General features: G+C 34.0%; 14 protein-coding genes. All 14 read right to left on the bottom strand.

Annotated elements, in window-relative coordinates:
• Positions 1-284: 284 nt before the first annotated feature.
• The 14 genes from SPJ17_RS00515 to glyA all read right to left on the bottom strand — a co-directional run bounded on the left by SPJ17_RS00515 (position 285) and on the right by glyA (position 12,558).
• Positions 285-1,742 carry a hypothetical protein gene (locus SPJ17_RS00515; protein WP_321091685.1) on the bottom strand — a complete coding sequence of 486 codons (1,458 nt, stop codon included), beginning with the start codon at positions 1,740-1,742 and terminating at the stop codon, positions 285-287.
• A gap of 59 nt (positions 1,743-1,801) precedes the next feature.
• Complete coding sequence (locus SPJ17_RS00510) at positions 1,802-3,415, bottom strand: extracellular solute-binding protein (RefSeq protein WP_321091683.1); 1,614 nt, start codon at positions 3,413-3,415, stop codon at positions 1,802-1,804.
• Positions 3,416-3,422: 7 nt separating this feature from the next.
• Positions 3,423-4,313 (bottom strand): carbohydrate ABC transporter permease, encoded by an 891-nt coding sequence (locus SPJ17_RS00505; protein ID WP_321091680.1) that lies wholly within the window; start codon positions 4,311-4,313, stop codon positions 3,423-3,425.
• A 10-nt stretch (positions 4,314-4,323) separates the two neighbouring features.
• Positions 4,324-5,220, bottom strand: a complete 897-nt coding sequence (locus tag SPJ17_RS00500) for a sugar ABC transporter permease (RefSeq protein WP_321091677.1) — start codon at positions 5,218-5,220, stop codon at positions 4,324-4,326.
• 77 nt (positions 5,221-5,297) lie between these two features.
• A complete protein-coding gene (locus SPJ17_RS00495) occupies positions 5,298-5,777 on the bottom strand; it encodes a hypothetical protein (RefSeq protein WP_321091675.1) in 480 nt (159 codons plus the stop codon).
• An 85-nt stretch (positions 5,778-5,862) separates the two neighbouring features.
• Positions 5,863-6,183, bottom strand: coding sequence for an RnfABCDGE type electron transport complex subunit B (locus SPJ17_RS00490; RefSeq protein WP_321091673.1), 321 nt, complete (start codon positions 6,181-6,183; stop codon positions 5,863-5,865).
• Between the two features lie 3 nt (positions 6,184-6,186).
• Positions 6,187-6,408 (bottom strand): hypothetical protein, encoded by a 222-nt coding sequence (locus tag SPJ17_RS00485; RefSeq protein WP_321091671.1) that lies wholly within the window; start codon positions 6,406-6,408, stop codon positions 6,187-6,189.
• Complete coding sequence (locus SPJ17_RS00480; protein ID WP_321091668.1) at positions 6,408-6,995, bottom strand: Rnf-Nqr domain containing protein; 588 nt, start codon at positions 6,993-6,995, stop codon at positions 6,408-6,410. Before SPJ17_RS00480 ends, SPJ17_RS00485 begins: the two co-directional genes overlap by 1 nt.
• 1 nt (position 6,996) lies before the next feature.
• Positions 6,997-7,713 (bottom strand): electron transport complex subunit RsxE, encoded by a 717-nt coding sequence (gene rsxE, locus SPJ17_RS00475; protein ID WP_321091665.1) that lies wholly within the window; start codon positions 7,711-7,713, stop codon positions 6,997-6,999.
• A complete protein-coding gene (locus tag SPJ17_RS00470; RefSeq protein WP_321091663.1) occupies positions 7,710-8,282 on the bottom strand; it encodes a hypothetical protein in 573 nt (190 codons plus the stop codon). The genes rsxE and SPJ17_RS00470 overlap by 4 nt, the downstream gene beginning before the upstream one ends.
• Complete coding sequence (locus SPJ17_RS00465) at positions 8,279-9,394, bottom strand: RnfABCDGE type electron transport complex subunit D (RefSeq protein WP_321091661.1); 1,116 nt, start codon at positions 9,392-9,394, stop codon at positions 8,279-8,281. Before SPJ17_RS00465 ends, SPJ17_RS00470 begins: the two co-directional genes overlap by 4 nt.
• The gene (locus SPJ17_RS00460) at positions 9,391-10,701 is read right to left on the bottom strand and encodes an RnfABCDGE type electron transport complex subunit C (protein WP_321091658.1); all 1,311 of its coding nucleotides are present in this window, start codon (positions 10,699-10,701) and stop codon (positions 9,391-9,393) included. The genes SPJ17_RS00465 and SPJ17_RS00460 overlap by 4 nt, the downstream gene beginning before the upstream one ends.
• Entirely contained in the window at positions 10,698-11,261 is a 564-nt protein-coding gene (locus SPJ17_RS00455) for an ANTAR domain-containing protein (RefSeq protein ID WP_321091656.1), read from the bottom strand. The genes SPJ17_RS00460 and SPJ17_RS00455 overlap by 4 nt, the downstream gene beginning before the upstream one ends.
• Before the next feature lie 40 nt (positions 11,262-11,301).
• On the bottom strand, positions 11,302-12,558 hold the full coding sequence (gene glyA / locus SPJ17_RS00450) for a serine hydroxymethyltransferase (RefSeq protein WP_321091653.1): 1,257 nt from the start codon (positions 12,556-12,558) through the stop codon (positions 11,302-11,304).
• Positions 12,559-12,643 lie beyond the last annotated feature (85 nt).

The raw sequence follows: 12,643 nt of genomic DNA, 5'->3' as shown, positions 1-12,643 counted from the left end.
GGGTTTTAAGCCAGTATTTGCCATAATTCCTCCTTATAATTGAATCGTTATTTCTAATTCAATTATAAAAGATTTTTAAGTGTTTTTAAATAGCTATTATAGAAATGCTACATGTTTAATAATATTGACTTGAAAAAAATGGGTTTATCTCTCCTTGTATCTTGTAGTTTAAGTTGCACCATATACATTTTAAAGCACCTACTACCTATAGGTAGAGATGTAAAATACGGTACACTACTTATAATTTAAATAACCAAAAAAGGAAGGCCTAAGCCTTCCTAATATTATGCTAAAATATCACATTTTGTAATTTGCATTTGAGGATTTTCCCAATAATAGATGAAACCTTCTAAAACAACTTTATCACCTACATGAAGAGCACATACATTTTTATATGTGCTAGAATCATATAAGGAATCCTCTAAATATGCTTCTACAACAAATAAGAATGTATTTGTACCATCCGTTACCTCAACATAAACATCTGTACCTGCTTTTGGAGCTAATGTGAAATCTTCAAAGTTTGTATATGGAGCCTTAGTAACTGTTAACTCCTTTGTCTTTACTAATTGATTCTTATATAAATCTAAAGTAGCCTTTGCAATATCGTCAACTAAAATTGCATCATAAGTCTTAGAAGCACCTAACACGATATAGCCTGCATTTTCTGTTGCAGTTTGACCGTTAATTTCAACTTCGCCCTTCCATTCACTCTTTGCACCAGTGATTTCAACGAAGGCGCCCTTAACTAGTAAGTTATTATATTCATCCTCTGTACAAGGTAGGTTATATACATAATATCCACCATTATCATCAGCCAAATAGAAGCTTGCTGCATTATTATACCAAGTAGTTCTTGATGCAATATATGCCTGAATCGTTACTTCTTCATTTACTGCTGCAGCAATATATTCATCATAAGAGAATACCTTAGTTAAGCCTGTAACCTGTAGCTGTGGATTTTCCCAATAATATACAAATCCTTCAAGGTCAATTCTATCGCCAACATTAAGTGCACATACAGCATTATATACATCAGAACCATATTGAGAATTCTCTAAATATGCTTCTACAACAAAGGTAGATACATTACCAGCATCATCCTTAACCTCAAAATAAACATCTGCACCTGCTTTAGGTTCTAATGTGAAATCTTCAAAGTTTGTATATGGAGCCTTAGTAACTGTTAAGCCTAATGCCTTAACAGCTCGATTCTTATAATTATCTAATACTTCCTTAGCAATGCTTGTGACATTTGCGCTAGAAGGATTGAAAACCTCGCCATCACATAATTGCCAGCCTGCATTTTCTGTTACAGTTTGACAGTTGATTTCAACTTCGCCCTTCCATTCAGCCTTTGCACCTGTTACCTGTAGCTTCTTAGCGATAACTAAGCTTGCATATTCTTCTTCTGTACATGGTAGGTTATATACATAATATCCACCATTATCATCAGCTAAATAGAAGCTTGCTGCATTATTATACCAAGTAGTTCTACCGGTAATATATGCCTCAATGGTAACCTCAGAACCAACCTCTGCAGCTATGTATTCATCATAGGATAAAACGTTAGTTGCTACTGTAGTTGTAGGCTCTGGAGCCTTTGTAGTTGTTTCTGTTACAGTTTCTGTTGTAGTTTCTGGGGCTTTTGTTTCTGTTGTAGTTTCCCCACCATTATTACAGCTTGCAAGAAGTGCAACACCAGCGATAGCTGAAATTGCAAACAATTTTTTTAATTTCATTTTTATTTTCTCCTTTTTCAATGTAATTTAATTATAATATTCTATTGAATTTTAGTCAATTATTCTTGCTTTTTCTTCTTTATAAATGAATAAATAAAGTATGCAATTAAGCCAACCCAAACGGAAATAAGACCGATGATAAGAATATATTTCCATGCCTGCATATCATTTGAACTGATTTCCTCTTTTGGATCTTCTTCTATTTCGCTATCAAAATTTGTGTTGTTATATAATTCTGTCAAATCATAATTCTTAATAGCTTGAGGATATAATTTATCCTTTATTGCACTTTCGGTTTGGAAGGCGTTTGTTGCCGTTGATACGGCATTAATTAAAGAACCAGCTGCGCTTCTTACATCGGCAGATCCATTAAACACTGGAGTAATAAAGGTCTTATCTAGATTATTTAACAATAATTCCTTAGCTTTTTTACAGCCAGGATATATTTCATCAGAATTTAAATAATTCTTGAATTCTTCGCCATTTAATACGCTTTTTGTGACAGGTAAATAGCCCTCTGTCTTTTGATATGCCATTTGAATAGAATCCGATAATAAATATTGAGCAAATAGCCACGATGCCATAACCACTCCACTATCCGCTTTATTGAATAAGCAAATGGATGGTCCTTGAGAGATCATCTTAGGGTTACTTACATCTACCTGAGGTATTACAGTTAATTCCGTTTCAAAGCTCTCATAGCCCAAGGAGGATGCTCCCTGAGGAGAATCAAAGCCAATCCAGGTTGCACCAGCTGTGGAATCAATTCCAAAGATGGCATCCCAAACATTAATTAAATCTCCAGGATAATGGCTCGAATTAGAGAATACCTCGTAATACTTCTTATTCTTACATTTATCCTTTAAATCCAATAAGAATTTCGTTGTATCGTCGTTAAATAATAATACATCGCTATCCTTAGTTGTATATTTAATATTTGCTTGAGCTAGATATTGTATTAGCCAGTTATCACTTGATTTATAAATTAACGGCTTAAAATCCTTAGATGGATCTGTTTTTGATGTAACACTAGTTCCACCCTCTCTTTCCTCTACCGCCTTAGCTGCAACCTCCCAAAGCCAATCCCAGCTTGGTACGCTTGGAATTTCAAATCCTAGTCTTTCTACATAGGTTTTATTAATATATAGGGCTTCTGTTGAACGCATATATGGAATAGTATAATATTCATCATTAATGATTCCCTCATGTAAAAAGGAATCTACAATACCATCCTCTCCAATAGGCTTAAATTTTAATAAAGAGCCATTAAGTCCATAATTGGAATCCTTCATTAAATCCCCTAAGGCAACAACAGAATTTTCACTTTCTAGATAGGTTGCAACATTATCTGGGTAGGAGATACATACATTTGGTGCTGTATCTGTATTTAGATTTACTAATACCTCTCTATATATATCTGGATATGAGGTAAAATTTCTAAGCTCAATGGTAATATTTGGATAGTATTCATTAAATTCAGATATGGCTTTTTTGTAAACATCTACCTGTCTTTGGTCAGAATCATTCTTTGCCCAAAAGGATATTGTATATTGCTTATTTTCATCGAAAGTTGTAGGCACTATAAATTTTTCATGACTCATTACATGGTGACAGCTACATAATGTAATGATAGAAAGACTTAAAAGTTCAAGAGCTAGTAATTTCTTTTTCATATGATCACTATCCCTTCGTACCTGTTCTTGCAACACCAGACATAATTTGATTTCTAAATATTGCAAAAAGAATTAAAAGTGGTATGGATACAATGACTACCGCTGCCATCATGGCTGGCATATTCGATTTACCAAAGCCTGAATTTCTCATTGCCTCAATCGCATTACTTACTAAGAAATAGCTCTTTTGACCTTCTACTTCTGAAGTAATTAATCTTGGCCATACATAGGAATTCCAGCATTCAATTAGCTTTAAAATAATAATTGTAATAATTGTAGGTTTCGATAAAGGTATTAAAACCTTTAATAAATATTTCATATCCGATAGACCATCCATCTTTGCAGCATAATACATAGAATCTGGTACCTGCATGAAATTTTGTCTTAACAGATAAATATAAAATACAGATAATACCGATGGTAATATTAAACCCGTATAGGAATTTGTTAATCCAGCATTCGTAATCGTTACAAAATTTGTAATAATTACTAATTCATTAGGAATCATCATCATAGCTAAAAATAGTGTAAATACGAAATTCTTGCCCTTAAATTCTAATCTTGCAAAGGCAAATGCCGCTAGGGTGGATACAACTAACATAATCGCTGTTGTAACTAAAGAAAAGATTAAAGTATTTAATAAATATCCAATCATATCTACATCTACCCAAGCACTCTTATAATTGTCGAAGGTTGGGTACATAACATAAATATCTAAGGATGTATACGCATAGGTAGCAAATTCCTTGAAGGATGTAATTATCATAAAATAAAATGGGAATAATACAATAACACCCCAGGCAATTAAAAAGAAATATATAATAACCTTTCCAATAATTCTTAGGGTATTATAAGCACGAATGCTTTTTTTAGAGGTATCCATTTTTATTGCTTCCATATTATACCTCCTAGTAATGAACATGCTTTCTACTTACAAGTAGATTAATGCATGTAATCGCTAAAATAATAAAGAATAGAATAATTGCAGCTGCGCTAGCTCTAGATGGATATCCACCTGTGTTGGAATAGAGTTGATTATATACATAACCAACAATCGTATTCATACCAGCATTATCTAAATCCTCACCAAATAAGGCTACAGCATCACTATAGGATTTAAATGCACCAATAAATCCAGTAATGATCAAATAAGAAATCATTGGAGATATCATAGGTACTGTAATCCTTTTAAACACAGTAAATCTCGATGCTCCATCTACTGCTGCAGCCTGATAATAATCCTTTCTGACAGAAGCTATTGCGCCTGTCAAAACCAAGATTTTAAAAGGCATTACATACCAAACAGTGTAAAAGCATAGAACAAACATTTTAGCTGCGTAGCTTGAGGTTGGTCCAACCCAATCGATAGCGTTAATACCAAATACACCTAAAATGGAGTTTACAATACCTACATTTTCACTTGATTCCTTATTGAAAAGTAGCATAAATACCATACCTACAGCTAATGTGTTTGTAACATAGGGCAAGAAAAATATAGTCTCAAATATTTTTCTTAAGAATTTAATTCTGTTTAATCCTACGGAAATCAGTAATGCAATTATCGTAGATAATGGAACAGTAATAATAACTAAAATCAAGGTATTTCTTACTGCAGATAAAAATTTTTCATCGTTAAGTACAAAGTTATAGTTTCCAAAGCCTATTCCTGTTGCCTCACTTGTAAATTGGAAGTTTTCTTCAAAGGAATATACAAATATATCCACCAGTGGATAAATGGTAAAAAATCCTAAAAAGATAAAGGCAGGAAGTAGGTATAGCCAAGCCTTTAAGTTGTTCTTTTTCATAAACAACACCACCTTTATACTAATTTTATCACGAAATTTTAAAAATGTTATTGGAAAAAGAAAAGATAGCATAATTGCTATCTCATCATTAAAGCCATGCTCGCTTGGCTTCCCATATTTGGGAATACAAATAATACCAATATCATTCCTATAATAATTGAAACTAAAACAGCACAAACTATAGATAACATTACAATATTTGCAACCTTTCTCTTCTTTTCTGTTTTCTTTATGCAGGTAGATAAAATGGATATCGAAATAATACCAAAAACAAAAGCTGCAATACCTGCCATAATGGCAAATAGAATAGCAACGGCTACAGCAATTGCTGTACCTAGTGCTGCACCGAAGGCTTCTGCAACGCCACCAACCTCCGCGGGATCTGATCCAAGAAGCTTACTTGCAGTATCTAAGAAAAAAAGAGTAATGAATCCTAAAGGAATCGTTAATCCAGAAAATACATAAGCTACAATATTTCTTTTTTTATTCTTCTTTAATGGTTCTTGGTTTTTCAATTCACTATTTTCTTTAATAATCTCTTCATCTAGATTTTCCATAGTATTTCCTCCGTATCTTTTTTTAAATTATATACGAATTAGAAATAATGTCAAATTAGAAAAAGGGAGCACAAGCTCCCAAAATCTATTTCACTTTAATTGGGTTTATAGATCCATCCTGGTTTGGATGGCTATCTAAATACTTTCTTATCTCCTCAGGTTTACCAGATTTTGCGCCTGGCTTACACTGACTTAAGCTTTCTGCAGTGCCATTTACTATCGCCTCTGCAAAGCCACTACATCCTGGGTATCCACATGCACCGCAATTCACATTAGGTAAAATACCTGTTATATCCTCAACTTTAGTATCCACCTCAACATGGAAGATTTTAGATGCTATGGCAAGACCAAGCCCTAAGACAAGCCCAAGTCCTGCAAGAATGAATACAGCCCATAATATTTCCAACACCTATTCCTCCTTTTCTTCTATATCTTCTTCAATCTTTTTTATATCAAGCTTAAATCTTATACTACAATCCAAATTTTTACAGCCCATACATCCTTCCTTACCTATTCTTAAATCCTCACACCCTTTAGGTATGGGAGTTTTTTTATTTAAGAAATAGCTTAAGAAGAATACACCTACCAATAAGACTATAACAAGAATACTAATAATTAAATATTTATTCATTATATTTGAATCATTCCGGATAGTCCTAAGAATGCCATAGCCATTAGGGCTGCAGTAATAAGGGCAATCGGAATGCCTTTGAATGCCTTAGGGCAATCAGAAGCATCCAGCTTATATCGGATTGTAGAAAAGACGAAGATGATAATCGCAAATCCCAAGGAAGTACCTAAGGCAGTTGCCATAGAGGTACCAAAATCGAATCCTTGGTCTGTATTTCCTTGTACGACACCTAAAACAGCACAATTGGTTGTAATCAGTGGTAAATATACACCTAAGGCTTTATAAAGCGTTGGTGAATATTTTTTTATAACCATTTCAATGAGCTGAACTAAGGATGCAATAACTAAAATATAGGTTATGGTATCCATAAATGGAATACCTGCTAAAGCAAGGAGTTGATATATTGGCCAGCAAATCGCACTAGCTAGTACAATGACAAATATTACAGCAATGCCCATACCTAAGGATGCCGTAGGCTTTTTCGATACACCTAAGAATGGACAAATACCATAAAACTGAGAAAGGATGACATTATTTATAATGGCATAATTTACCATTACTAGTAAAAACATAATGATATAATTCATATTATTTTACTGCCTCCTTTTCTAGCTTATTTTCCATATTCTTTTTTTCTAAAGCCTTCTTCTCCTTTGCTATTTTAGCTATCTTACTATCCTTTCTATTCTTCATATAGGCTAAGAATGCTAAAACTAATCCTAGGGTTAAGAACCCACCAGTAGGCTCTACAAAGATAGGAATTGCAAGATTGCTTGGATATATTTGGAATACAATCTTTACAGGTAGTGGGAAATATACTCCTATAGTAATTGCCCCAGTACCAAGTATTTCTCGAATGAAGGCAACAACACAAACCGCCATTGTAAAGCCAATACCTGTACCTACTGCATCTACCAAGGAATAGGCTACGCCATTTTTAGAAGCAAATGCTTCTGCTCTACCTAAGATAATACAGTTTACAACAATTAAGGAAATAAACACTCCAAGGCCAGAATATAATGCTGGAATGAAGGCCTCACATAGCATTTTTACAATCGTTACAAATGTCGCAATAATGATAATATAGCATGGAATTTTAGCCTCAGAAGGTATTATATTTCTTAATAAAGAAATTAATACATTAGAGCCAATTAATACAAGTAAAACCATAATTCCCATACCAAATGCGGCTTCTATAGATTTTGTTGTAGCTAAAGTAGCGCACATACCAAGTAAGGATACAAATACTGGATTTTCTGTAATAATTCCAGCCAGTAAAGTTTTCTTTAAGGAAATCTTTTTCATAATGCTTCCTCCTCTACTACAGCTAAAACCATTTGCTTCACTAAGGTTGCACCAAAGGTAGCACCACATTTTACATCTATATTATTTATTTCTTCTTTAGATAATGCATTTATATCCATTCTATCCTCTTTACCATAGATATTGATTTCTATAACATTTTCCTTTGAGGATGGATATTTATTTTTCACATGAGAATTTACAGTATCCTGGAAGGATTCTGTATTCACTAAGAATTCTACATCTAAAACATTACCATCGAAAATACCTATCATTAAGGATATTTCACCATAAGCATTTTTACCACTTGTGGTATAAATATATCCTAAGGAATTATGATTTTTATCATAGACTATTCTTTTTTCTTTAATATATCCTTTTTCATCCTTTATAAAATCAACACTCTGGCTAGAATCATAATCCATAAAAATCTTTGTGTAAGTTTCCTTAATTTTTTCTTCATCGCTTTTTTCGATAATAGGACGAGTAAGCATATTCATTAAAGCAATTAAGGTTGCACAAACAAGTGCGATAGCTCCTAAGATTAAGGAAACATATGCGTATCTTTTCATAAGCTACCACCACCCTTTGATGTAAGGATATATGCAACAATAATACCAATAAATAATACCATTGTTCCACATAAAATTAAATTTTGCTTCCACGTATATCGATTTGGCTTACCTCTCATAAAATAATCGATACATGGAGTAAACATATTCATAATTAAAATGGAGAATGCAGCTCCTTCAGGGTAAGAACCACAAATTCGAATTAATGCGGTAATCATACCAGCAGATGCAGCATAGTACAACCTACCAAATTTCGATGTTGGGCTCGTTACTGGGTCTGTAATCATAAATACACCAGCGAATATCATTCCGCCAGATAATATCTGGTAAAGCCACATTTCCATTACAGATTTTTCTTTAGATACACCAAAATAATAGGCAATGCTTGAAATAAGCATTACAAAAGAAAATGCGAATATATACCCGAGCATAGCTCTAAAATCTGCACTTCTTCTAATTAATAAATAGATAGCTCCTACAAGAATGAATAAAATACATACCTCACCCATGGAACCTGGTCTATTTCCAATGAATAAATCAAGTAAGGAATAATTACCGAAGCTATCTAATTTTCCACCGTTTGTGCTTGTAAGTGGAGTAGCACCAGAAACTAAATCTAGGTTTGCACCAGAATTCGTATAGGACAGTGGGAAGCAAATGGAAACAAAGATTCTTCCTGCACAAGCTGGATTGAAAATATTTTGCCCAAGCCCACCAAAAACCATTTTACCAATGACTATACCAAAGGTCGCACCAACAAAAACAACATAAGGTGCTGTATTTGCAGGTAATATTAAAGAATAAATGATAGCTGAAATTAATGGGGCATAGATATTATTTATAGAATAGGTTTCTAATACTTTTTTAAAGCCCTTTTTCGTAAATAATTCCTTTTTTTGCATATCCTTTGGCCATTTGATAAGCATATGGATAAAAAGCTCAAAAAATAGCATAGTAATAATAGATATTAGAAATACATATATCCCCTTCCAACCATTTTGAATCATAGAAAATAAAGTAATGGGGAATAATGCAACCAATACATCTAACATCATTCGTCCTACAGATACATTCTTACGAATATAAGGAGCTGTTTGAGCGACTAATCTCATTTCTTTACACCCCCTATCATCTTCTTTGCCTTACGGCAATATTCCGTTAAATGTATTTTAGAAGTACATGTATATGTACACATACCACAAAGGATACATGCCTTTATATTTAATTTCTTTTCAAGAGCTTCTTTATCGTTATTCTTTACGGCTTGCATAATCTGTACAGGCTGTAATCCAACAGGACAGGAATAAACACAGGATGCACATCTTACACAAGGCTCTTCCTTAAACTTATGCTCATTTAATATAATACATGAGGTACATGTTTTTGTAATAACTGCATCATCCCTAACCAAATTTGCACCCATCATAGGGCCACCTAGGATAAGAACTTTATTGTCATCCCCCTTATAGCCACCGCTCATTTCAATTAATTCCTGTAAGGATGTACCTAACCTTACTCTATAATTTTGTGGGACGGTAATACCATCACCAGTCAATGTAAAATTTCTTTTTACAACTGGAATATTATATCTTATAGCCTTATATAAGCCTACAATTGTGGATACGTTAAATACCATTACTCCAAGCTTTGCAGGTAATACCCCAGCGGGTACCCGAATTCCAAGAGCACTATGAATTAGTTCAATTTCCCAGCCCTGCGGGTAATAATTCCCTACTCTTTTTATTTCACAATTTAAATCTGGAAATCTTGTTTTTGCAATAGATAAGCAATCATATAAATCCTGGTATTTCTTTTTTATACAAATATATGCTCTTTTCGCACCTAAGGCCTGCATAGCATAGGATATTCCATTATAGATTCTATAAGGGAATTCCATTACAAGTCTATGGTCTGCAGATAAATATGGCTCACACTCTACTGCGTTAATTAAAATTGTATCAATTGGATCCTTTGTTTGAAGCTTTATATAAGTAGGAAAGGAAGAGCCTCCCAAGCCAACAAGAGCCATGTCCTTCGTAATTTGGACAAAGTCCTCCCGTGTTAGCTTTTTAATCTCTTCCTTCGTTCTTTCTATAGCTGTTTCAACAAACTCATCCTTTTTATCATTTTTAATCTTATAAAAATCTAAGAGCTTGCCGTTTCGGTGAAACTTTTTTACGATTCCAACAACCTCACCGCTTACCGTTGATTGAATCGGCTGATCAAAAAATGGACCCTTACGCATGCCAATGGTTTGTCCAACCTTAACGTGGTCACCAACCTTTACCCAGATTTCACCTTCGCTACATCTAGCATTCGTTACACCCATATAAATGTAATCTGGGTCAACATAACGAATGGTTGGTAGACTTACAGTAAGATTGCGCACATTCGCAATTTCCTTTGTCTTTTCGATCATTTAACCACCCCGTTTAATATGTTTTTTGCGATTTCTGCCTTAGTGCATCGATTATCCATGGAAAGCTTTAAAATGTATTTATAAGCTTCATCTTCGCTCATATGACGATTTTCCATTAAATAGCTCTTAGCTTTTTTCACTAAGCCGCCTTCTAAGACCTTCGCTTTTAATTTTTCATTTTCAGAAGCATAGGCTTCAATTAACTGGGTGTCACGCTCCATAATTCTTATGATCATAGGCAAACCAAAATAAGACCTATCATCCATCATAAAAAAGCGTGAAGAGGATAAAGCATTATATAGAGCACCTTCCTCTAAAAGTGCTGATGCATATATTACATAAAGACGCTTCGATTGCAATAGCATATCAATTAATCGATAGTAGCCCTTTATGTAGGAATTGTGAATTATAATGACATCTGGATGGAATTGAAGCATATAGGAATATAAGCTTGCTACCTCAACACTTGGAGTACTGACGTTGTACAAAGAGATAGGTAATGCCTCCATGACTCCTCTTTCAAATGTCTTGTCATTTGACATAATAAATACTTTTTTCATTATATACACCCCTTTGTGTATAAGAATCTATATTACAGTATTAATCTTCTAAATATGGATGCTTAGCCATAATATCCATTACAGCTTTTCTGATTCTTTCAAGCATTGCCTCATCATCCTTATTTCTTAAGGCAAGGTCAATCCAATTTGCAACTTTAACCATATCTTCTTCCTTGAAGCCTCTTGTAGTAATGGCTGCAGTACCTAAACGTACTCCAGAGGTAATGGTTGGCTTTTGTGTGTCATTTGGAATGGCATTCTTATTACAAGTAATATTTACAGAATGTAAAATATTTTCTGCCTTCTTACCAGTTACACCAACAGAATCAAAAATATCAACTAAAACTAAATGATTATCTGTACCACCAGATACAAGCTTATAGCCTAAACGGTTAAGCTCATCGGCAAGTGCCTTACAGTTTTTAACAACCTGAGTTGCATATTCCTTAAATTCAGGCTGTAAAGCTTCCTTAAAGCATACTGCCTTAGCAGCAATGACATGCTCTAAAGGTCCACCCTGGCATCCTGGGAATACACTGGAGTTTACCTTTTTAGCAATAGCTTCATCATTTGTTAAAATCATACCACCACGTGGTCCTCTTAATGTCTTATGTGTAGTTGTTGTAACAACATCTGCATATTCAAGTGGATTTGGATGTAATCCTGCAGCAACAAGACCAGCAATATGTGCCATATCCACCATGAAGAAGCACTTACGTCCTGCCTTTACTGTTACCTTATCTGCAATTTCTTTAAATCTTTTAAAATCGATAATTCTAGAATATGCAGATGCACCTGCAACGATGACATTAGGTAATACATCAAGTGCAATTTCTTCTACCTTATCATAATCAATATAGCCTTCACTCGTTAAGCCATAATTTACTGCCTTATAAATCTTACCAGAGAAATTAACTGAATATCCATGAGTTAAATGTCCACCTGCATCTAAGGACATGCCTAAAATGGTATCTCCTGGCATTAAAATCGCGTTGTATGCAGCTAAATTTGCGGATGCACCTGAATGTGGCTGAACATTTGCGAATCCAGCATGGAATAATTCCTTTGCACGCTCAATAGCTAGGGTTTCAATAACATCTACATTCTCACATCCACCATAGTATCTCTTTCCGCTATAGCCTTCTGCATACTTATTGGTAAGAATAGATCCCTGAGCCTCTAAAACAGCTCTAGAAACAAAATTTTCAGAAGCGATAAGCTCAATATGAGTTCTTTGTCTTTCAAGCTCATGATCGATAGCTTCTGCTAAGTCCTTATCAAATTCTCTTAAATTCATAAATAATCTCCGTTTTTCCAAAAAATTTATAGGGAAAACATGGCCCTATTGACAATATTATATCATACTATTTTCAAAAAAAGCA

It is taken from the genome of Anaeroplasma sp. (assembly GCF_034179385.1).
Taxonomy (GTDB): Bacteria; Bacillota_I; Bacilli_A; order Acholeplasmatales; family Anaeroplasmataceae; genus Anaeroplasma.
This window is presented reverse-complemented; position numbering and strand designations above follow the sequence as displayed.

Excerpts from the sequence above, each read along its gene's own strand:
- SPJ17_RS00470 (WP_321091663.1), bottom strand. The coding sequence starts at position 8,282 with ATGAAAAGATACGCATATGTTTCCTTAATCTTAGGAGCTATCGCACTT.
- SPJ17_RS00515 (WP_321091685.1), bottom strand. The coding sequence starts at position 1,742 with ATGAAATTAAAAAAATTGTTTGCAATTTCAGCTATCGCTGGTGTTGCA.
- rsxE (WP_321091665.1), bottom strand. The coding sequence starts at position 7,713 with ATGAAAAAGATTTCCTTAAAGAAAACTTTACTGGCTGGAATTATTACA.
- SPJ17_RS00465 (WP_321091661.1), bottom strand. The coding sequence starts at position 9,394 with ATGAGATTAGTCGCTCAAACAGCTCCTTATATTCGTAAGAATGTATCT.
- SPJ17_RS00455 (WP_321091656.1), bottom strand. The coding sequence starts at position 11,261 with ATGAAAAAAGTATTTATTATGTCAAATGACAAGACATTTGAAAGAGGA.
- SPJ17_RS00460 (WP_321091658.1), bottom strand. The coding sequence starts at position 10,701 with ATGATCGAAAAGACAAAGGAAATTGCGAATGTGCGCAATCTTACTGTA.
- glyA (WP_321091653.1), bottom strand. The coding sequence starts at position 12,558 with ATGAATTTAAGAGAATTTGATAAGGACTTAGCAGAAGCTATCGATCAT.
- SPJ17_RS00495 (WP_321091675.1), bottom strand. The coding sequence starts at position 5,777 with ATGGAAAATCTAGATGAAGAGATTATTAAAGAAAATAGTGAATTGAAA.
- SPJ17_RS00500 (WP_321091677.1), bottom strand. The coding sequence starts at position 5,220 with ATGAAAAAGAACAACTTAAAGGCTTGGCTATACCTACTTCCTGCCTTT.
- SPJ17_RS00510 (WP_321091683.1), bottom strand. The coding sequence starts at position 3,415 with ATGAAAAAGAAATTACTAGCTCTTGAACTTTTAAGTCTTTCTATCATT.
- SPJ17_RS00485 (WP_321091671.1), bottom strand. The coding sequence starts at position 6,408 with ATGAATAAATATTTAATTATTAGTATTCTTGTTATAGTCTTATTGGTA.
- SPJ17_RS00505 (WP_321091680.1), bottom strand. The coding sequence starts at position 4,313 with ATGGAAGCAATAAAAATGGATACCTCTAAAAAAAGCATTCGTGCTTAT.
- SPJ17_RS00480 (WP_321091668.1), bottom strand. The coding sequence starts at position 6,995 with ATGAATTATATCATTATGTTTTTACTAGTAATGGTAAATTATGCCATT.